A 19,866-nucleotide genomic window follows, 5' to 3' on the forward strand; every position below is an offset into this window, starting at 1 on the left:
AAATTATGAGAATTAATAATAATATTCAAGCACTTAATGCATACCGTAATCTATCATCCAATCAAATGAACACTTCGCGGAACCTGGAAAGATTATCTTCCGGTATGCGCATCAACCGTGCAGCAGATGACGCAGCGGGACTTGCCATCTCAGAAAAAATGCGTGCCCAAATCCGCGGTCTGCAAATGGCAGAGAGAAACTCTCTAGACGGAATCTCCCTAATCCAAACGGCTGAAGGTGCTCTTACAGAAGTCCATAGCATGCTGCACCGTATGCGTGAGCTGGCTGTACAGGCGGCAAACGACACGAATACAGAAACAGACCGTAAAGAAATCCAAAAAGAAATCGATCAGCTAACTTCGGAAATTAACCGTATTGGGAATGCTACTGAATTTAACAGCAAGAAACTTCTTAATGGCGGGGCAACTAAAATTGCACCTGAAGTTGATAAGGCTGGGGTGGCTTTGGCTACTGGGGAAGTAGAATTCAAAGAAGTTACTGCAAGTGTTCAAGGTGGAAGCTTTAGCGCAGATGTTAAGACTTCTAGTATTGAAGCTAAACAAGGTGAGTACTCAATAGATATTACAAGTGCATTTACAAACGGAGACACTTTGGAAATCGATAGCGTTGTGTTCAATTTTGCTGACGGTGGACCAGGTATTGACACAGCTACAATTACTACACCTGATACTCAAGCAACTGAATTAATGAATCAAATCAACTCAAGTTCACTTAATACAAATTATACAGCTACTATTGATTCAACAGATACTTCAAAAGTAATCCTTACACAAAAAGCAGGTACAGAATCCCCAAATCCTGTGACAGTAGTTAAAGGAGGAAGTGGGACGGGAGCTGTTACATCTGCTGTCGAATTGGTAGGAGTAAGCGAAAGAGTTGGAGTTTATGATTTTGAAATGACTCCTGGTTTTCTATCGCAGTTAAGTGATGGAGATTCTGTAACAATTGCTGGACAAACCTTTACTGCTAAAGATGGTGGAGTTGTGGGGAGTGGAGAGTTTGATATTAACTCCAGAAACGCTACAACAATACTATCCTCATTAAAAGATGCAATAGATGCTGATGGAACATTAAATACTAAGTTTGACACTTCAGTATCTGGTAATAAGCTTACATTGACAGAGAAGACCGGCCAAGCAAAAGGAAGTACATTTGATTTAGATGATGTTAATAATAAACCCGAAACTTCAGGCCAATACACAGTAGAACTCTCTGAAATGTTCATCCCAGGCGAACAAATCGAAATCGCCGGAGAAAGCCTCACATTCGGCAACGAAACAGGACAAGTGCAAGTAGGAAATACCCTATCTGAACAAGCTGCGAATATTAAGGCTGCAATTGAGGCAAACACAACGCTAGATGCTAGATTTAATGTAAGTGTTGTCGACAATAAATTAACGCTAACAGAAAAAACGGGTGAAGCTACGGGTGTCGCTCCTGAAATTGGAAGAGTAGGTAATACAGAAGGTACTCTTCACTTTAACACCATCGAGCCAGGTGCTGTTGACAAGAAAGCCAAATATGAGATTGATGTCACCAATGTATTTAGAGAAAATGAAGTAATTATTTTCGGAAACAAGACTTTTAAAGGGGTATTAGGCCCTGTTTCGAATCCAGCTACTTCAGATCCAAATGCTTTTGTTTTCAGTGTTGACGGTAATGCCCGAGACCAGGCAAATAGTTTAAGACAAGCAATGGAAAGTGTTTATGGCACAAGCTATGATATATCAATTGCAGGTACCACAATCACTCTAGAAGCTAAAGCGAATGGGGCAGGAACACTATCAAAACCGGAGACTGATTTAACTGCAGCCATCCCAGGCGAATTCAGCTTCAGCATCGAACGCGCCACTGTCGGTCAGTCCTACACAATCGACGGCATTGAAATTGAAGTTGTAAATGACTCTACTAAATATAACGATGCAGTAAACACAGGATCGGCAATGCGTCATAGCGATGTGCTATCTGAACAGGCAAATAACCTGAGAAATGCAATCGAGAGAAACCCTATCCTTGGAGCAAAGTATTTCGTTCAAGGAACAGGAAATGACATTGTTCTTAAGCAGCGTCCAGGCTTTGAATCAGCTGTCCTTCCGCAAATCATGCTTTCAAACGCAGGAGACGGTGATGTATTCAAGTCCAACCTGCAGATCGGACCTAACCAGTCACAGATCATGACAGTAGAACTAAACGATATCCGCTCTCCAAAGCTGGGAATTTCTACAACAGATCCTAGAACAAAGATTGTTGATATCAATGGTGATGTAATCGAAGGTGCTGCTTTCAACGTGATTAAAAATGTGACCAACGGCCTAAGTGATGGGGCTGTGGAATATTCAATCGATGTAACTTCTCACGATAAAGCTTCTGCTGCGATTAAGCTGTTTGATACAGCGATTGAAAGAGTTAATGGAGAGCGTGCTTCTCTTGGTGCCCTTCAAAATCGTCTGGAACACACAATTAACAACTTAAAAGTTACTCATGAGAATTTATCATCTTCTGAATCTCGTATTCGCGATGCTGATATGGCATTAGAAATGACACAATTCACAAAAAACAACATCCTGAATCAGTCTGCTCAAGCCATGCTTGCGCAAGCAAATCAATTGCCGCAGGGCGTACTGCAGCTGCTTCAAGGTTAATAATTTCGGGGATGCGTCCACTATGGCGCATCTCTCTTTTTTGTCAAAGGTGTGTTAAAATAAGGTTACACATGAACATAAGGTGGTCATGAATATGGACGTTCAAAAAGTCGGTAAAGCCGGCCTTGATAAAATTCAGAGCAAACAAAATGTCCCAACTGAAAGCATCTCTTTTCAGGAAGTTATGTCCAAGGGACGTGAGCAGGTTCTGTATGATAAATTCACCAAAATGGTTCAGGAAATCGAAGACCAGGGAAAAACCCTTTCTGAAAACCGCACAGTTGATGAGCTTCGCAAATATAAAAAGCTTGTAAAAAAGTTCCTGGAAGAAGCGGTTCAAAATGGTCTGCAGCTTGAAGAACAGCGCGGATTCAACCGGCGTGGAAGAACAAAAATTTATAAAATTGTCAAAGAAGTAGACCGTAAGCTGATTGACTTAACGAATTCCGTTTTGGATAAAGAGAAAAAGGGCCTAGACATATTGAATCAAGTTGGGGAAATCAAAGGCCTATTAATTAATATTTACACCTAAGCTGCTACTAGTATCAAGCTAGTAGTTTTTTCTCATTTAACAGCAGTATTCAAAAAGTTGCAGCCTTTTTCTTTACTTTTTAAGGATTTAGCCGATATAAGGGTAGAGCGACAGTATGAACGCAGAAAACTTAAATTTAACATTATGCGAGGTGATGAGGATGAAGATTAACAACACTGGCCGCATTAACATAAATCCATACAACAAACAAATCGACAAAATGGAAAAACAGCAAAACGCTTCAAAAAGAGATAAATTGGAAATTTCATCAGAAGCACTGGATCTTCAGAAAGCCAATCCGCTTGAAATCGAACGCCAGCAAAAAGTGGATAAGCTTAAGGAAGAAGTCCAATCAGGCAAATATGAAGTAAACCCAAAAGAAGTAGCGAAGAAAATGTATGATTTCTGGAATATGTAAAGAATCGAGGAGGAACATCCTTGTCCGCTGAACAAATACAACATCAACTTCAGAATCTTGTCCTGCTGTACAAAAGTTTAAATCAGATTGCACAGAAGAAGACCGAAATCATCAAAAAAGGGGATGCGGATGCCTTAAACACGCTAATGCTGGATGAGCAAAAGCATCTGAAAGGACTTCAGACATGTGAGAAACAGCTTTTAGATGAAGCAAAAGGGTTTCTGCAGGAGCAGGGATTCCTTGAAGAGCACCCCTCACTGGATGACTGCATCTCACACTCCTCATCCTATGAAAAAGAAATACTCCTGAATTTAAAAAATGAATTGCAGGAACAAGTGGATAAGCTGAAACAGCAAAATGACCTGAATCAGCAGCTGCTCGAACAATCCCTGCAGTTTGTCAATATGTCACTGGATCTTCTCATGCCTTCCATTGATTCATTCAATTATGATCATCCCGGAGGTGCCCAGGACCTGGCAGAAGAAAAGCGATCCATATTTGATTCTAAGGCTTAATAGGAGGTACCGCACATGATATCGACATTTCATGGTCTGGAAGTTGCCAGAAAAGGAATGAATGCACAGCAGTCAGCTTTATATACAACAGGGCATAATATTGCGAATGCCAGCACGCCAGGCTATTCAAGACAGCGTGTGAACTTTGAAACAACCAGCCCTTATCCATCGCCTTCCATGAACCGCCCGCAAATTCCGGGGCAGATGGGAACAGGAGTCCAGGCAGGTTCTATTCAAAGAATGAGAGACAGCTTCATTGATGACCAATTCCGCGGAGAAAATAATAAGCTGGGCTATTGGAGCGCCAGAAGCCAAAGCTTAAGCTCCATGGAAACGATTATGAATGAGCCAACGGAACAAGGACTGGCCAATACGATGGATCAATTCTGGAAATCGCTTCAGGATTTATCTGTTACACCGCAGGATTCCGGTACGCGCTCTGTTGTCAGACAGCGGGGATTAGCTGTAGCGGATACGTTTAATTATCTCAGCAGCAGTTTATCTGCAGTACAAAAAGACTATAAATCAGAGATAGATGTGACGCAAAAAGCTGTTAACAGCATCATTAAACAAATCAATGATCTTAACGGGCAAATTGGCGATGTCGAAGTGCACGGCTATTTGCCGAATGATTTGTATGATAAAAGAGATCTGTTACTAGATAATCTTTCAAAATATGTAAATATCAATGTAGATGCAAAATCCTCCGGCGGTCTATCTTCAGCGATTGCAGAGGGTAAATTTGATATCTATCTGGCTGACGATAATGGGAATATTTTAAAAGATGATAACGGAAAGCATATAAAGCTTGTAGACAGCACAATGAATGAAGCTTATGGAATCAGCATTAACTATGATTCAGGAAGCGCTGAAAATCCGGTAGGCTCAATCAATATTTTACAGTTAGACAAAAACGGGGAAGGGTATGACGGATTTGCAGTTGATCCGAAAAACCCGGCTGCTATCGCCAACTCGTTTGCCCATTTTGAAACGTTAAAAAACAATTCCAGCGGCAGCCTGATTTCTCATATCGAATCTTATGGCTATAAAACATCTGACGGAAAAGTTAAAGGACTTTACCCTGATATGCTGAGAAAGCTGGATGAAATGGCTTTTACGTTTGCACAAAAATTCAATGAAGTTCATCGTTCCGGCTGGAGCCTGACAGAATTGAATGACGGGGTAAAGGACGGAAAGAACTTCTTTGCATTCGAAGGAACAGCGCCAAATGGCAGCAATCCATATGGGGCAGCCAAAAATCTAAAACTACATGAAGATGTTTTAGAGACAACCGATAATATTGCTGCCGCTGCTGAAGGAACAACAGTCTCCTTGGCTATGTCTGCGGATGCAGCAAATGATTCTGATACAGATGGCAATCCGGTTGTTTCAGGAAGTGTGGAGTTTCCTACGGATGTCAGCGCAGAGTGGGATGGCTCAGAATGGGACTACACGGTAACAGTTAATAACCCTGGAGGAGCAGAGGTTTTAACCGGATCATTAAGTGATAGTGTTTCTGCCATGGAATTGCCAAACGGGTTAAAGCTTGATTTTTCAGAGATTACGTCAAAAGCGGTCGGTGATAAGTGGACATTAGCCATACCTGTTAATGCAGGCACTATCCCGGCAGATGAGGCCTTCGCCGGCAGCGGTTCAAATGCAGCAGCGCTAGCCAATGTAAAGGACGAAATTCTTAATTACGGCGGTACAACCTCAACCGTAACAAGCTTTTACCAGTCCATCATTGGAGACATGGGTGTCAAAGCTTCACAGGCCAACCAAATGGCCAAAAATACCGGTGTGCTCGCAGAATCGGCCCTTACAAGGCGCGAATCGGTTTCCTCTGTATCGCTGGATGAAGAAATGACGAATATGATCAAGTTCCAGCATGCCTATAATGCAGCTGCACGAAATATTACGATGGTCGATGAAATGCTCGATAAAATCATTAATAGCATGGGCTTAGTCGGCAGATAAGGCAGGTGACACATAATGCGTATTACGCAAAATATGCTTATTCGAAATAACCTTAATTATATTAGCAATAATTATGAACGCTACGGAGAAATTCTCGATCAGGTGAATTCCAATAAAAAAATCACACGTCCTTCTCAGGATCCTGTGATTGCGATAAAGGGAATGGAATACCGTTCCCAGGTGGTGGAAGTGGAGCAGTTCCAGCGAAATCTTGGCGAAGTCTACAGCTGGATGGATAATGCTGATGCCACGCTTGATGAAACGACACAAGTGCTTCATCGAATCAAGGAATTAACTGTGCAGGCTTCCAACGAAACGTATACACCGGATCAGCGAAATGGGATTGCGAAGGAAGTCAGGGAGCTGCAGAATCACCTCGAGGCTCTGGCCAATACGAAGGTTAACAGCAAATATATCTTCAATGGCACGAACACAAGCACCAAGCCTGTTGATATCAGCAAAATTGGCAAAAGCATTTCCGAGATCACTGCGGATAATCAGGCAAGCATGGTCGTTCAGTATAAAGGCAAGGAATTTACATTCTCTGAAGCAAATTCTATTACGGGTCCTGACGAAACCGGCACCGCCTACGTGTTTAAAAATGGGGATGAGACGTTAACATTGACTTCCAAAGAAGTAACCACCACTACTGATAGTGGAGATTCTGTAACTAATAAAGAAGAACTTATTTCCTATCAAAAAGGCAGCGAAGATCCTATTGATCTATCTTTTGATGACGTCATTATCTCTGAGAAAAATGCCTATTCTACAAATGAGCAAAATTTTGGCATCGAAATTATGAAAGGCATTAAGATTAACGTCAACATTGATCCACAAAATGTGTTTTCTGCAGAAATGTTCAGGGATGTATCAGATTTAATTAACGCTTTGGAAGAACCGAGCAATAATGCCTCTGATATTAATAAATTCTTAAGCAAAATGGAAAACCATTTTGATAAGGTTACAGCAGAGCGCTCTGACCTTGGTGCCAGATACAACCGTGTTGAGCTTATCCAGGAACGGCTGGGCCAGCAGGACACCATCGCCAAGAAAACGATGTCAGACAATGAAGACATTGATTTTGAAAAAGCGGTAACGGATCTGAAAATACAAGAATCCATTCACAGGGCAGCTCTTGCAGTGGGAGCACGAATCATTCAGCCGACTTTAATGGATTTCCTGCGATAAGTTTAGTAGCTATCTTCTCTGTAAGATAGCTATTTTTCTATCAAAAAAGGAGTGGTACGATTGAAATTGCCACAGATACAAATAAATGCCGTCAGCGGGAAGATTGGTATTCAGAAAACCCCAACTGCCATTGAAATGAAGCAGCCCATGGCGGACATGAAAATCAGACAGCCTCATGCTGATGTGAAATACCTCCAAAGAGATGCGGAAATAAAGATAGACCAGTCTGAAGCATTTGCAGACGCTGGCTTAAAGCCCATCAGCCGCCACATCCAGGAATGGGCGGCAAAAGGCAGGCAGCAGGTATTAAAAGCCATGGCCACAGCCGCACGGCAGGGTGATCAGATGATGAAAATCGAGAATAAAGGTTTAGCTATCCCGGGGATTGCCAAAACCAATAGTGAAGATCCCATGAGGGAGTTTAACATCGGTTTTATCCCGTCTTCACCGTCGAGAGTAAAGATCCACTACACACCTGGAGAATTTAAAGTTAACGCGACACCAAAAGGAGCAGAAATACAAATTAATCCAAATAAGCCACAAATAACAGTGAGAACAGGGAGCACAAAAATCTATCTTCAGCAAAAACCATCCATCTCATTCTCAGTGCCCGGCTTAAACGTGGATTATAAAAAATAGAAAGAACGGTGAAACCATGAACATACAAACGAAATACCACGGAGAAACAGAAATCAATCCGGAAAACGTCATCACCTTCGCAGACGGCATTCCAAGCTTCGAAGACGAAAAGAAATTTATCTTATTAGAACTAGGAGAAGACTCAGCTTACTTCATCCTTCAATCAACCGTTACACCAGCAGTCGCTTTCTTAGTAACAAGTCCATTCGCCTTTTTCTCGGATTATCAAATAGAACTATCAGATTCAGCGATTGAAAAATTAAAAATCGAAAACAAAGAAGATGTCGCTGTTTTCGGGATTCTGACGGTCAAAGAGCCGTTCGACCAAACCACCATCAACCTAAAAGGTCCCGTTATCATTAACAGCAAGCAAAAGTTAGGAAAACAAATCGTCCTAAACGAAGCTGATTACCACACAAGACACGGACTGTTCCAGAAAAAATCCTCTGTCGGGGAGGGGCGCTAACATGCTAGTCCTAACCAGAAAACCAAACGAAGCCATCCGCATCGGGGATGAAATCACAATCAAAATCCTCAGCATCGACGGCGACCAAATCAAAATCGGCATAGATGCACCAAAAAATGTCGATATCCACCGTCAGGAAATCTACCTGGCCATCCAGCAGGAAAACAAACAGGCTGCAGAAGTATCCATCAACATTCTAGAAAGTTTTACAAAACAATTAAAAAAATGACAATATCTATTAAATAACCAGTAAAATAGACCGATATAATCATTGTAAAACAAAATAAAAGCAGACGGCCGCTGTGATTATTTTGTTCCAGCCACAAGGATGTGGGCAAACGAAACTCAAGGAGGAAAATAACCAATGATTATCAACAACAATATTTCTGCGTTGAATACTTATCGTCAGATGGGCGTTAACCAAGGCGCTGGAGCAAAAGCAATGGAAAAACTATCTTCAGGTCTTCGTATCAACCGTGCAGGAGATGACGCTGCAGGTCTAGCAATCTCTGAAAAAATGCGTGCGCAAGTTCGTGGTTTAGACCAGGCTTCTCGTAACTCTCAAGATGGTATTTCTATGATCCAGACTGCTGAAGGTGCACTTCAGGAGACTCATAACATTTTACAGCGTATGCGTGAGCTTGCTACACAAGCTGCGAATGATACAAATGTTGAAGTGGATCGTAATGAGATTCAGAAAGAAATGAACCAATTATCTTCTGAAATTAACCGTATTGGTAACACTACTGAGTTCAATACTCAGAGTCTTCTAAAGGGTGATGGAAAGGCCAATTTAGAAAGTACTGGTGTTGCAAGTGTTGCAGGTACAATGGGAAGTGGTACTACAGGTTCTACAACTCATACTCAAGCAACACAAACTATAAATGCAGCAACAGCGCAAACTGGGACTACTCTCAATGGAACATCATTAAAAGTAACATTAAATGGTCAAGATTTGACAGTGAATTTTGTTGAAGATACTTCTCTAACTGGGACTGATAATATTGCGGTTGACACTGATAACGCAACGGCAAATAGCATTACAGTCAAAGTAAAAGGCCAAATTACTGGTTCAGGAACGGATTCCGACCATGCTCTTGGTGGTGCAATTAGAACTGCATTGACAAATATGATTAATAAAAATGATGCCTTATCTGGAAATTATGTAATCAGTGGTGCTGATGATGCAGTTACAATTACTGCTCAAACTGAAGCACTAGGTGGTAAATTAGATGGTGCTAAAGGGAATATTGCTGCAACGGCAGATGTTGCTGCAATTACAACTGGAGGAGCAGCATCTGTAGGAACATCAACTTATGTACAAGCAACGCATGAAATGGATTTTAGTTCAATTACTAGTAAAGCTGATGCCGAAGGATTAGTTGGAAAAGGTTTTTCTGTAGATGGAGTTCAATATGAATTCTATAATGCGAATGATGGAGCTTATACAGGTGAAGCAAAAGGAATTAACATTAGTGCTGCCATTGAAGCGACAGCTGACTGGGATAATGCTGTAGCTAGTGCAGTTGCAGGTCAAGTTAAGGGAGATGGATTTACTGCTGCAGTAGATTCGGTCAATGCACACGAAGTGGTCTTTACTGCTACTGCCCAAGGAGCGGAAGGTAATGGATCTGTAACATTCGCAGATGGTGGTGTGAAAAAAGACTTCACAGCGAAGTTTCAAATTGGTGCAAACCAGGGACAGAGTATGCAGATTAATATTGCTGATATGCGCTCAAATGCCTTGGGGATTACAGGAAAAAAGGCAGACGAAGAGATCGGTGTTGAGAATGCAAAGTACACAGCTACTACAAATGTAACCAACGGAACAGACGATAATAATGTTGAGTATGCATTAGATGTATCTTCTCATGAATCAGCAGCTGCAGCAGTTAAGGTTATCAACAATGCAATTGAAACTGTATCTGCGCAACGTTCAAACCTGGGTGCATTCCAAAACCGTTTAGAGCACACTATCTCTAACTTGAACAATGCATCTGAAAACTTAACAGCGGCTGAATCTCGTATCCGTGACGTAGATATGGCTAAAGAGGTAATGGAAATGACTCGTGCAAACATCCTTGGACAAGCTTCTCAAGCAATGCTAGCACAAGCAAACCAAAAACCTCAGGCAGTACTACAATTATTAGGATAATCTCAATTAACAATTACAAAGGAGGCTCTAGCAATGCTGGGGTCTCTTTTTCTATAAGGAGATAGATATGAAAAACACTAGAGTTGATTTAAGGAATTTACTAGTCACAGAGCCCAATGTAATTCAAGTTGATGGAAAATTTGTTAATTTAGAAGGAGTATTATTTCAGCCGAATGTTGTAGATAAAATAATAATAGAAAATTACGCAGGGTTAAGACAAATAGCAATTTATTCTAGTAATAACAAGGTTGCAGTTTTTCCGGCATTACACAAGTCTGAATGCGTAATTAAAGAAGTCATCGATGAAGGCGAAGATGTAATAATTATTGAGGTTAGATAATTAAGAGAAATAAAGTTTATATTTAGAAGAGGTGCCGAATGGAAAAATACATCGAAGTCATGAAACAATGTTTAGAGATTTCAGAAACCATCCTCGAAGGCTTACACCACATCCAAAAACTACTTAGTGAAGGGAAGTTTGAACAAACGATCTACCTTTATGAAGATGTTCTATTAGCATACTCAACGATTGAAAACTCTGTTGAACCTTTGAAAGAAAAAGCTAACCAGTGAGACACTCAATTCAGCAACGACTAACCTAAAATACATCATGGAAAATAATGGTGCCTGACCCCACAATCTGTAAAGCACTAAAGTACCAGAGTTATTAACATATTTTTATATTCTGACCATATGTATATTTATATTTTTCAAGGAGACCACCATGCGCATTAATCATAACCTGGATTCCATGTTCGCATGGAGATTAAATAATCAAAGTAATAGTCTGGCTTCCAAGTCGATGGGGAAGCTTTCTTCTGGTTTGCGTATTAATTCGGCGGCTGATGATGCGGCGGGGTTGGCGATTTCTGAGAAGATGCGCGCGCAGATTCGCGGGTTGAGTCAAGCTTCGCGGAATATTCAGGATAGCATTTCGCTTGTTCAGACAGCTGAAGGCGGGTTAACCGAGACCCATTCTCTTTTGCAGAGAGGAAGGGAGCTGGCTGTACAGGCTGCCAATGGTACATATACTGAAGAAGATAAGCTGAAGATTCAAGAAGAGATTAAGCAGATTCAAAGTGAAGTGGACCGGATCGCGGATTCAACGGAGTTTAATGGAATTAAGCTATTAAACCGAAAAAATGCTGCTGAAAATGATTCGTTATCAGACGAAGAAAATGTAATCAAGACGCTTTTGCGATCTGCTCTTGAACAGAGTGAGAGTTTAATAGAGGAACATTACGGTTTAAAAGCCAATGGTGAAGATTTTGAGATTAAACTGGAATACGATAGTGAGGGCGGGACGCTTGCCTATGTTAGTTCTCTTGTGCCGTCAGCCACAGGCGGAACAGGAACAAATATTAGCATGACAATCGATATGGCAGACTTTCTGCCTGCCTCCTGGCCGAATGGCGGCGGTTCTTTCATCTATAATGACCGTATTGTCGCACATGAAATGGTACATGCGGTTATGGCTGCCACGCTAAACTGGGGTCATACTTCAGCAGATAATCCTGCCATTCCAAAATGGTTTAAGGAAGGAACAGCAGAGTTCCTGGCTGGTGGTGATGAAAGGTTAAAATCCTCTTTAACAACTGAAAGCGCCAGCGATATCACCAGTCTTATGGGAGCATCCGGAACAGGCTGGTATAGCGACTCTGAAACAGATGGCGGTGTCATCAGCAATCATTATTCAATGGGTTACACAGCAGTGAAATATCTTCATGATGTCATTAAAAATGCTGGAGGTACAGGGATTAAAGATGTCCTCGATTATTTAAAGGCTGACCCCGCAACAAGGACATTGGATGATGCATTAAAAAATATATCGAATGGAAGTTATGCAGCTGGATTAGCCGGGTTTGCTGCTGACTTTAATTCAGCTAATGGTCAAAACTTTATAAGCTCATTGGATCTAAATAATGAAGATGTTGGTGCCATTGGTGGATTTGATGCAGATGGTGGAATGGTGAAAAATAAGGAGAATGTCATACCTGATATTGATAACCTAACAAGTGACCCATTAAAAGGTTTTAATGAAATTTGGCCCGCCAATATCGAGCTTGAAAGAATAATAGGAAGTTCAGCTGAAGGTCTGAAAGTACAGCTGGGTTCGAATCAGGGACAATCCATGAGCATTGATCTGATAAATGTGGACAGCGAGGCTTTAAAGATAAAAGAGATAGATGTGGCAAAAGATGCAGAACAGGGAATCGAGCTATTTAATAAAGCCATTGAAACGGTTTCCGGTCAGCGGACAAAACTCGGTGCCCTTCAGAATCGTCTGGAACATGCTCTTAGAATGAATGAGAACTACATGGAAAACCTCACTCAGAGTGAATCACGGATAAGAGATGTGGATATGGCGAAGGAAATTATTCAATTCACAAAGCAAAATATTCTCGCCCAAGCCTCACAAGCCATGCTGGCTCAAGCTAATCAGAGGCCTCAGGCTGTATTGCAATTATTAGGATAATCAAAAGGTAGGCCCATGTAATACAAGCAGGGGCCTACCTTAGTAAACCTAGCCTAATAATTGCAGAATATTTTCAGGCTGTTTATTAGCTTGGGCTAACATTGCCTGAGATGATTGCAGCAGGATGTCAAGCTTGGTTGATTCCATCACTTGTCTGGCTATGTCTTTATCTCTGATTCGGGATTCTGAAGCGATTAAATTTTCTTCATAGTTGGATGAGTGGTTTAAAGCATGTTCTAGCCTATTTTGGTAGGCACCAAATTTTGACCGTTCAGCTGAGACTGTTTCTAATGCCTTATCAAGTAAGGTAATAGCATTCTCAGCACTATTCCGGCTGCTGAGATCTACATGATCAATTCCTAAGGAGGATGTTCTGACATCACTTAGCTCTATATTTAAGGATTGCTGAGCATTGCTGCCTATTTGGAAATTTAAAGATTGATAGTTTTCCTGTGTACTGGTTTGAGTTAATGATTTTGATCGAAGCACCTCACCGTCATAGGTTACAGCAAGAACCTCATCATTGATGGAGTTATATGTGATATCTAAAATTCTCTTCCCTTCAATTTCTTCAACTGTTTCCCAATTTTGGCCATCGGATGAAGTAAAGATGCTCTTCCCCCCAACAGTGTTATAACCAACAGAAATTACTTTTTCTCCTGCAGATACGATGCTTTGAAGAACATCAGCATCTAACGATTGTTGAGCCCAGTTTGTTCCATCAGCAGAAGTGACCACTGTACCGCTCTCTCCGACTGCAATAAATTGATTGTTGTGCCAGGTGATACTTCTAAGGCCATCTGTTGTGCCTGAGGTTTGACTTGTCCATGTGGTGCCATCATTTGAAGTATAGATGGCTCCTGAGTTCCCCACTGTTACATATGTATTTCCATTAAAGTCGACCCCATAGTTCTGACTTGAGCCAGTGGTGCTGTACAACCAATTAACGCCATCATTAGAAGACATCATGTACCCTCGACCGGTAGATATTATATATTGATTCCCATCCCACATTCCATCAAGAAGCTGTAATTGAGGTTGGTTCCAAACACCATCAGTTGTGAATGTTTGACTGTTCCAGCTGATGCCATCATTAGATGTATATAAAGATCCAGTATCTCCAAATGCAACTAATTGGTTCCCATTGGTAATGACATCATAAAGGTTTTCATTACCGCCAATATTTGATATGCTCCAGTTTTCACCGTCACTAGAGGATAATATGTTGCCATTTTCTCCAACTGCAATGTACTGTCCTTTGAAAGATTGTATGCCGTTTATGATTTCAGTACTCCCTGATTGAAAAATCTCCCACTGAACTCCAGCTTCTTTAATGACTTCTGTATGCAGGATGATGCTTTTCCCCTTTAGTAATGAAATCCCGTTAAAGTGTGTTTGATTCGCAATCTCGTTAATATTACTTTTAATCTGTTCTGCCTCTTTTTGTAATTCATTACGATCAGTGTCTGTCAGTGTATCATTTGCAGCTTGAACTGCCAGCTCCCTTAATCGCTGCAACGGTGGATTTTCAATAGATGCAAGTCCCCCTTCGGCTGTTTGGATGAGAGAAATACTATCTTGTATATTTCTCTGTGCCTGCTGAAGCCCTCTTATCTGAGCTCGCATTTTCTCCGATATAGCTAAGCCGGCAGAATCATCAGCAGCTTTATTAATTCGAAGGCCACTGGATAATTTTTCAGAGACGGAAGATTTCATCCGTTGCTTCTCATTTAATATTCTTAATGAATGGAGCGCAGTTATATTGTTGTTTATAATCATAAAAACACACTTTCAATTTTATTAATTATTCCTTAGTGTATTTATCGGCAAAATTGATTGGAATATTTACAAATATGAGGTAAAATGCTGGTGCCTGCCCCCCCAATCTGTAAAGCACTAAAGTATAAAGTTTTTCTGCACCTGTTCCCATTTACTGCTCCATACGATATGTTTAAAGAATAATTTTATCACTGGAGTCATAGCACAAGGAGGAATCAACATGGACAAGGATAAACAGGAAAGGCTAAGATTCCTCGAGGAGCAGTTATTATGGAGCATGAAGCGTGCGCGTGTTTTGGATGAGATTGAGGCGAAGCTTCAGGAGATGAAGCGGATAGCGGAGTATGCGCTGGAGGGGGAGATTTCCTATTCTGAAGGGGAAGCATTGAATGTTCGATTGATCGAATTAAAGGAAGATGTGATTTCTTTAAAGCAAAAGCTGGATATGGATTTTCATTGAGGGTTTGAGAATGTCAAAATTATAATGAATTGATCAAATATCACTGTTACTAGAGCATCCACAATCATATATCCCCAAGAAATTCCTCATTTGAAAAGATAAGTAGGGCTCTTCTAAGTTATAACTAAACTTCCTCACAAATCTACCGATAGTAAGGTTAAGAATTCTCGAAAATCTTAACAAAGGCAGGCCGGCATAATGGAAAAATACATCGAAGTAATGAAAAAATCTCAGGAACTTGCTGAGACGGTTCTTGAGGGTTTACAGCATATCCAAAAGCTTATTGGAGAAGGAAAGCACGAGCAATCCATTCTACTATTTGAAGATGTGCTGCTTGCGTACTCAACAATTGGAAGAACGATTGAGCCAGCCATTCGTGAACTGGGCAATGACATTGTTTCAGCTAAGCAAGCAGACGTCAGCAGGGCAGCAGAGCTGGTGGTCAGTGCCTTTGAGGAAAAGAATTACTCGAAAGTACAGGAAGTTCTTCAATTTACGCTCATTCCGCAATTCAGAAAGTTAACAGCAGAACTAGAGAAAGCGTTCCAGCCATACTTAGTTTCATAATCCATTAATGAAAAGGACGTGTTAGAATGGACATTGCCCTTCTTTCCATGGCACTCAGCCAGGGCCAGGTTCAGCAGCAGGCTTCTCTTTCAGTCATGAAGCAAGCGATGGATCAGGCACAGCAGGGAGCTGATGGATTAACCAAAATGATGGCCTCAGCAGACGTTGCGGCCCTTCAGCACACAGCCCAGCCGCATTTAGGCGGGAATATCGATTTCAAAGGGTAACTTACAAGAGCAGCCGGTAATGGTTGCTTTTTTTAGGCGTTTTTTTATTAAGGTGTTTTTTTTATACATACTTAGTCCAATATGCTGAGTTGATTGAAGCGGAGGGCACTTGACTCCTGCGGGAGGAGAGGGAGCGGGAGACCCCACAGGCGAAGCCGAGGAGGCTCCCGTTCCTCCCCGCGGAAAGCAAGTGCCCGCGGAAATCAACGGGCTAAATTCCAAAGAAAAACATTTTTTAGTGACAAGCACTTTTTATAAAAGAATTTGTCGAAAACTTAAGAAGAGCAGGCTCTAAAAGAAACAGACTGTACTGACGATATAAAAAAAAAGGGTTATTTATGGAGGGTATAATGATGGAAATCACACAAAAAGTCCCTGCCCAGCCTTCAGTCAGTACACAGCTAACCAAGTCAGCAGAAAGTATGCCAGGGAATGAAAGAGTTCAAAAAAGAGAGCAGGACAAAGACCAAGCATCTGTTCTTCCAGCAAAAGACAAAGTAGAAACACAGGTCGACAGCATGAACAAGCTCCTTGAAGTAAACTTAACTTCATTAAAATTCAATCTTCATGAAGAAACAGACAGATATTATGTCGAGGTTGTCGACCAGAAAACAAAGGAAGTTGTAAAGGAAATCCCTCCAAAGGAATTTTTGGACCTGATGGCAAGAATTACGGAATTTACAGGTATTTTAATGGATAAAAAGGCTTAAGAGAGAAGGGTGAACTCTTCTTTTTCTTTTGCGAAAACCTTGAAACCTGAAGTTTCCTGCCGATAAAAAGGATATATGATAAAAAAGATAATCTCCATGAATGAAAGGGAGGATCTAAAATGGCTGGATTACGAATAAGCGGCTTGGCCACAGGAATGGACATTGACAGCATCGTCCAGGACATGATACGGGCAAAGCGTGTGCCATATGATAAAATGGCACAGAAAAAGCAGACTTTGGAGTGGAAGCGGGACAGCTACAGGGAAATGAATACCCTGCTTTTCTCACTGCGTGAAGAAACCTTAAAAATGCGCTTAAGTACAACCTTTTTGGCGAAGAATGCGACTTCTTCAAATGATAATAGAATTACAGCAACTGCAGATTCGACTGCAGGAAATACATCTTATACTTTTAACAAGGTTGATCGCCTGGCGACTGTGGCCACGAATGCAAGTGAAAATACAATTTCCGGAAGCGGCGGGAAGATCGACACAAAGGCCAGCATTTACTCTTTGCAGGGTAAGTTTTCGGGTGATATAGGCAATTTTAATTGGAAGAGTACAGATATTGATGGGTTCACAGAAAAAGTCACAATTTCAAGCTCCGGCAAAACGGCAAAGCTTGAAGATTTGTCTGGCGGAACCATTCTAAGTGTTGCAGATGCGACAATTCAGGTTACGAAGGCAGATGGAACAGCAGGTGATACCTTTGCAGTTACTACCGATCCTGCAGACCTTGCCAATCTGGCTGAAGGCCAGGTATATGTCAACAAAGACACCGGACAGCTGACATTCGGAAAAGAGATTGCAGCAGGCAGCAGCTTCGAGCTTTCCTATAAATATGTGCAGAAGGAAAGCTTTACTGCTGGCTCCAGCAATGAGTTCCAGCTGAAGCACCCTGGGATTGACGGAACAGACAATGTTAAAATCACCGTTACGACTTATGAACGAAACGCAGATGGCTCCATTAAAAAGGATTCCAGCGGAAAAGCGATAGAATCAGGGAAAACGACGTATACAACTGCAGAATTAGTTGATAATTTAGATGGAACTTTTTCAAGTACGGATGACAAGATTACTTTGGATGGAGAGACTGGAAAAATTATCTTTACGGACAACCCGGATGAAGGCACAAAAATTGAAGCGGAGTACGGCTACTCCTATTTCGAATCCAAAATGACATCCCATACCTCAAAAGGACCGGTGGAAGAGAAGTTTAAGTTTAATGCTGGCGATTCATTCGAATCAATCCTAACGAAAATCTCTAAATCCGACCTTGGTGTGACCGCTTTTTATGATGAATATGCGGATAAAGTCACCGTGACCCGCACAGAAACCGGTGATTACAATGCAAACGTTTATGATGCAGATGGGGCCTTGGCCACCCGTAATACCGAAATGAACTATATGAATGATCCTTTCTTAAAGAACATTCTGCAGCTTCATGGACGAAATGAAGCAGGCGGTGAAGATGCCAAGTTTACCATCAATGGTTTGGATACTGGCCGTCATACGAATGATTTTACTCTTAACGGAGTCACTTTTACCCTAAAAGAAAAGTTTGATGATGCTCCTGTAACCATCGGCACAAGCACTGATACGGAAAAAGTGTTTGAAAACATCAAAGGTTTTATCGATAAATACAATGAAACAATTGAAAAAATTAATAAGAAAATTGGCGAGGACCGTTACCGTGACTTCACTCCGCTGACCAGCGAGCAAAAAGAAGCGATGAGCGAAAAGGAAGTCGAGCTCTGGGAGGAAAAAGCCAAAAGCGGACTGCTTCGCCGGGATCAGACATTAATGAATGTGCTTGATAAAATGCGTGTCGACTTCTATGGAGCTGTTGACTTTGAAGGGGCCGATCAGTTTAAGCAATTGACAACGATCGGAATTACCACAACGAATTTATATAATGTCAACAAGGGAAAACTGGAGATTGATGAGGAAAAATTAAAAGCGGCTATCAATGAAGACCCTGAAGCAGTTTATCAGATATTTGCAGCAGACGGGGAAACGTCTTCTCAGAAAGGGATAGCCAGGAGACTCAGGGAATCACTGACAACGGCTATTCAAAATATTGAAGAGACGGCCGGAAGTGAAACCAAGAGCCAGTATACGATCGGAAAGAACCTAGACGATTTAAACGATCGAATGACAAGTTTCGAAAGCAGATTAAAACAATATGAAGATCAATACTACAAACAATTCACGGCTATGGAACAGGCAGTGCAAAAGATGAATCAGCAATCATCATACCTGATGCAGCAGCTTGGCATGGGACAACAATAGTAAAGCGGGAGTGAAAAACCATTGGCTATACCTAATCCATATAAAAAGTATAAAGAAAATACAGTGACACAAGCTTCTCCTGCCGAATTGACGCTAATGCTCTATAACGGAGCCTTGAAATTTATTAAACTCGCGAAGCAGGGAATTGAAGAGCAGAACATCGAGCTGAAGAATACCAATATCCAGAAAACACAAAGCATTATCCAGGAGCTCATGGTCACTCTTAATACGGACGTTGAAATATCTAATAATCTAATGAGAATGTACGATTTTATGTTCCGCCAGCTGGTCGAAGCCAATGTGAAAAATGATGCAAAACTGCTTGATGAAGTGGAAGGTTTTCTTGTGGAATTCAGGGACACTTGGAAAGAAATGATTCAGCAAAGCCGTAAAGGCGTACAAAGCGGTCAGGCTTAATGGGCATTGTCCAAAATCTGCATCAGCAAACTTCCGAGTTATATAGCCTGCTGAAGTCAAAGCAAGAAAACCGGGATGATTTAATCAAGAGAATCAATGCTTTGCTGGAAGAGCGACAGCAGACACTCCAGTTGTTTCGGCCTCCTTTTACTGAGGATGAAAAACGATTGGCCGAGGAGATTCTAATCTATGATAAAAAAATAAATGTCCTTCTTTCAGACATTATGGGCGAAATAAAGAGAGACATTGTTGCTTTAAAAGTGAAAAAGCAAAAGCATTCAAGATACGAAAATCCATATAACCTGTCACCGCAGGACGGGATGTTTTTGGATAAGAAAAATTAATGATAAAACCGGGAGAGTTTCATCGCTCCCGGCCTTTTTTAT

General features: G+C 41.3%; 22 protein-coding genes. 20 read left to right on the forward strand and 2 right to left on the reverse strand.

Going from position 1 to position 19,866, the window contains the following annotated elements; translation table 11 throughout:
- Positions 1–5 precede the first annotated feature (5 nt).
- The 13 genes from PBF_RS26730 (at position 6) to PBF_RS08060 (ending at position 13,029) form a co-directional block, all read left to right on the forward strand.
- Positions 6–2,663: a flagellin gene (locus tag PBF_RS26730; protein WP_051488831.1), complete on the forward strand. Its 2,658-nt coding sequence runs from the start codon at positions 6–8 to the stop codon at positions 2,661–2,663.
- A 94-nt stretch (positions 2,664–2,757) separates the two neighbouring features.
- Positions 2,758–3,195, forward strand: coding sequence for a YaaR family protein (locus PBF_RS08005; protein ID WP_035329169.1), 438 nt, complete (start codon positions 2,758–2,760; stop codon positions 3,193–3,195).
- Between the two features lie 160 nt (positions 3,196–3,355).
- Positions 3,356–3,613, forward strand: a complete 258-nt coding sequence (flgM, locus tag PBF_RS08010; RefSeq protein WP_035329172.1) for a flagellar biosynthesis anti-sigma factor FlgM — start codon at positions 3,356–3,358, stop codon at positions 3,611–3,613.
- A 20-nt stretch (positions 3,614–3,633) separates the two neighbouring features.
- Positions 3,634–4,128: a flagellar protein FlgN gene (locus tag PBF_RS08015; protein WP_035329173.1), complete on the forward strand. Its 495-nt coding sequence runs from the start codon at positions 3,634–3,636 to the stop codon at positions 4,126–4,128.
- Between the two features lie 15 nt (positions 4,129–4,143).
- Complete coding sequence (gene flgK, locus PBF_RS08020) at positions 4,144–6,105, forward strand: flagellar hook-associated protein FlgK (RefSeq protein ID WP_035329174.1); 1,962 nt, start codon at positions 4,144–4,146, stop codon at positions 6,103–6,105.
- A gap of 15 nt (positions 6,106–6,120) precedes the next feature.
- On the forward strand, positions 6,121–7,293 hold the full coding sequence (gene flgL, locus PBF_RS08025) for a flagellar hook-associated protein FlgL (protein ID WP_035329175.1): 1,173 nt from the start codon (positions 6,121–6,123) through the stop codon (positions 7,291–7,293).
- A 60-nt stretch (positions 7,294–7,353) separates the two neighbouring features.
- Positions 7,354–7,932, forward strand: coding sequence for a DUF6470 family protein (locus PBF_RS08030; protein WP_051488832.1), 579 nt, complete (start codon positions 7,354–7,356; stop codon positions 7,930–7,932).
- Between the two features lie 16 nt (positions 7,933–7,948).
- Complete coding sequence (fliW, locus tag PBF_RS08035) at positions 7,949–8,398, forward strand: flagellar assembly protein FliW (protein ID WP_035329176.1); 450 nt, start codon at positions 7,949–7,951, stop codon at positions 8,396–8,398.
- A gap of 1 nt (position 8,399) precedes the next feature.
- Positions 8,400–8,627 (forward strand): carbon storage regulator CsrA, encoded by a 228-nt coding sequence (gene csrA / locus PBF_RS08040; protein ID WP_035329177.1) that lies wholly within the window; start codon positions 8,400–8,402, stop codon positions 8,625–8,627.
- A 135-nt stretch (positions 8,628–8,762) separates the two neighbouring features.
- Complete coding sequence (locus PBF_RS27120; RefSeq protein WP_035329178.1) at positions 8,763–10,553, forward strand: flagellin; 1,791 nt, start codon at positions 8,763–8,765, stop codon at positions 10,551–10,553.
- Between the two features lie 67 nt (positions 10,554–10,620).
- On the forward strand, positions 10,621–10,893 hold the full coding sequence (locus PBF_RS08050; protein WP_035329179.1) for a hypothetical protein: 273 nt from the start codon (positions 10,621–10,623) through the stop codon (positions 10,891–10,893).
- Positions 10,894–10,931: 38 nt separating this feature from the next.
- The gene (locus PBF_RS08055; protein ID WP_035329180.1) at positions 10,932–11,126 is read left to right on the forward strand and encodes a hypothetical protein; all 195 of its coding nucleotides are present in this window, start codon (positions 10,932–10,934) and stop codon (positions 11,124–11,126) included.
- A 151-nt stretch (positions 11,127–11,277) separates the two neighbouring features.
- Positions 11,278–13,029 (forward strand): flagellinolysin, encoded by a 1,752-nt coding sequence (locus tag PBF_RS08060; RefSeq protein ID WP_035329181.1) that lies wholly within the window; start codon positions 11,278–11,280, stop codon positions 13,027–13,029.
- Positions 13,030–13,077: 48 nt separating this feature from the next.
- Here the strand turns inward: PBF_RS08060 and PBF_RS08065 are convergent, their stop codons facing one another.
- Entirely contained in the window at positions 13,078–14,808 is a 1,731-nt protein-coding gene (locus PBF_RS08065) for a flagellin (protein ID WP_081757242.1), read from the reverse strand.
- Between the two features lie 25 nt (positions 14,809–14,833).
- Positions 14,834–14,959: a hypothetical protein gene (locus tag PBF_RS27000; RefSeq protein WP_268745100.1), complete on the reverse strand. Its 126-nt coding sequence runs from the start codon at positions 14,957–14,959 to the stop codon at positions 14,834–14,836.
- A 69-nt stretch (positions 14,960–15,028) separates the two neighbouring features.
- Here PBF_RS27000 and PBF_RS08070 point away from each other — a divergent pair, with 69 nt between their 5' ends.
- The 7 genes from PBF_RS08070 to PBF_RS08105 all read left to right on the forward strand — a co-directional run bounded on the left by PBF_RS08070 (position 15,029) and on the right by PBF_RS08105 (position 19,824).
- Positions 15,029–15,268: a hypothetical protein gene (locus PBF_RS08070; RefSeq protein WP_035329183.1), complete on the forward strand. Its 240-nt coding sequence runs from the start codon at positions 15,029–15,031 to the stop codon at positions 15,266–15,268.
- Positions 15,269–15,466: 198 nt separating this feature from the next.
- Complete coding sequence (locus PBF_RS08075; protein WP_035329184.1) at positions 15,467–15,835, forward strand: hypothetical protein; 369 nt, start codon at positions 15,467–15,469, stop codon at positions 15,833–15,835.
- A gap of 26 nt (positions 15,836–15,861) precedes the next feature.
- Positions 15,862–16,062, forward strand: a complete 201-nt coding sequence (locus PBF_RS08080) for a YjfB family protein (RefSeq protein WP_035329185.1) — start codon at positions 15,862–15,864, stop codon at positions 16,060–16,062.
- A gap of 350 nt (positions 16,063–16,412) precedes the next feature.
- Positions 16,413–16,772, forward strand: a complete 360-nt coding sequence (gene flaG / locus PBF_RS24895; RefSeq protein ID WP_160169248.1) for a flagellar protein FlaG — start codon at positions 16,413–16,415, stop codon at positions 16,770–16,772.
- Positions 16,773–16,891: 119 nt separating this feature from the next.
- Complete coding sequence (gene fliD, locus PBF_RS08095) at positions 16,892–19,063, forward strand: flagellar filament capping protein FliD (protein WP_051488834.1); 2,172 nt, start codon at positions 16,892–16,894, stop codon at positions 19,061–19,063.
- A 21-nt stretch (positions 19,064–19,084) separates the two neighbouring features.
- The gene (fliS, locus tag PBF_RS08100; RefSeq protein ID WP_035329187.1) at positions 19,085–19,480 is read left to right on the forward strand and encodes a flagellar export chaperone FliS; all 396 of its coding nucleotides are present in this window, start codon (positions 19,085–19,087) and stop codon (positions 19,478–19,480) included.
- Positions 19,480–19,824, forward strand: coding sequence for a flagellar protein FliT (locus PBF_RS08105; RefSeq protein WP_035329188.1), 345 nt, complete (start codon positions 19,480–19,482; stop codon positions 19,822–19,824). Before fliS ends, PBF_RS08105 begins: the two co-directional genes overlap by 1 nt.
- Positions 19,825–19,866: the final 42 nt, after the last annotated feature.

The sequence above is a fragment of the Cytobacillus firmus DS1 genome (genome assembly GCF_000565285.1).
GTDB lineage: Bacteria > Bacillota > Bacilli > Bacillales > Cytobacillaceae > Cytobacillus > Cytobacillus firmus_A.

Excerpts from the sequence above, each read along its gene's own strand:
- PBF_RS26730 (WP_051488831.1), top strand. The coding sequence starts at position 6 with ATGAGAATTAATAATAATATTCAAGCACTTAATGCATACCGTAATCTA.
- PBF_RS08005 (WP_035329169.1), top strand. The coding sequence starts at position 2,758 with ATGGACGTTCAAAAAGTCGGTAAAGCCGGCCTTGATAAAATTCAGAGC.
- flgM (WP_035329172.1), top strand. The coding sequence starts at position 3,356 with ATGAAGATTAACAACACTGGCCGCATTAACATAAATCCATACAACAAA.
- flgK (WP_035329174.1), top strand. The coding sequence starts at position 4,144 with ATGATATCGACATTTCATGGTCTGGAAGTTGCCAGAAAAGGAATGAAT.
- flgL (WP_035329175.1), top strand. The coding sequence starts at position 6,121 with ATGCGTATTACGCAAAATATGCTTATTCGAAATAACCTTAATTATATT.
- fliW (WP_035329176.1), top strand. The coding sequence starts at position 7,949 with ATGAACATACAAACGAAATACCACGGAGAAACAGAAATCAATCCGGAA.
- csrA (WP_035329177.1), top strand. The coding sequence starts at position 8,400 with ATGCTAGTCCTAACCAGAAAACCAAACGAAGCCATCCGCATCGGGGAT.
- PBF_RS27120 (WP_035329178.1), top strand. The coding sequence starts at position 8,763 with ATGATTATCAACAACAATATTTCTGCGTTGAATACTTATCGTCAGATG.
- PBF_RS08050 (WP_035329179.1), top strand. The coding sequence starts at position 10,621 with ATGAAAAACACTAGAGTTGATTTAAGGAATTTACTAGTCACAGAGCCC.
- PBF_RS08055 (WP_035329180.1), top strand. The coding sequence starts at position 10,932 with ATGGAAAAATACATCGAAGTCATGAAACAATGTTTAGAGATTTCAGAA.
- PBF_RS08060 (WP_035329181.1), top strand. The coding sequence starts at position 11,278 with ATGCGCATTAATCATAACCTGGATTCCATGTTCGCATGGAGATTAAAT.
- PBF_RS08065 (WP_081757242.1), bottom strand. The coding sequence starts at position 14,808 with ATGATTATAAACAACAATATAACTGCGCTCCATTCATTAAGAATATTA.
- PBF_RS27000 (WP_268745100.1), bottom strand. The coding sequence starts at position 14,959 with ATGGGAACAGGTGCAGAAAAACTTTATACTTTAGTGCTTTACAGATTG.
- PBF_RS08070 (WP_035329183.1), top strand. The coding sequence starts at position 15,029 with ATGGACAAGGATAAACAGGAAAGGCTAAGATTCCTCGAGGAGCAGTTA.
- PBF_RS08075 (WP_035329184.1), top strand. The coding sequence starts at position 15,467 with ATGGAAAAATACATCGAAGTAATGAAAAAATCTCAGGAACTTGCTGAG.
- PBF_RS08080 (WP_035329185.1), top strand. The coding sequence starts at position 15,862 with ATGGACATTGCCCTTCTTTCCATGGCACTCAGCCAGGGCCAGGTTCAG.
- flaG (WP_160169248.1), top strand. The coding sequence starts at position 16,413 with ATGATGGAAATCACACAAAAAGTCCCTGCCCAGCCTTCAGTCAGTACA.
- fliD (WP_051488834.1), top strand. The coding sequence starts at position 16,892 with ATGGCTGGATTACGAATAAGCGGCTTGGCCACAGGAATGGACATTGAC.
- PBF_RS08105 (WP_035329188.1), top strand. The coding sequence starts at position 19,480 with ATGGGCATTGTCCAAAATCTGCATCAGCAAACTTCCGAGTTATATAGC.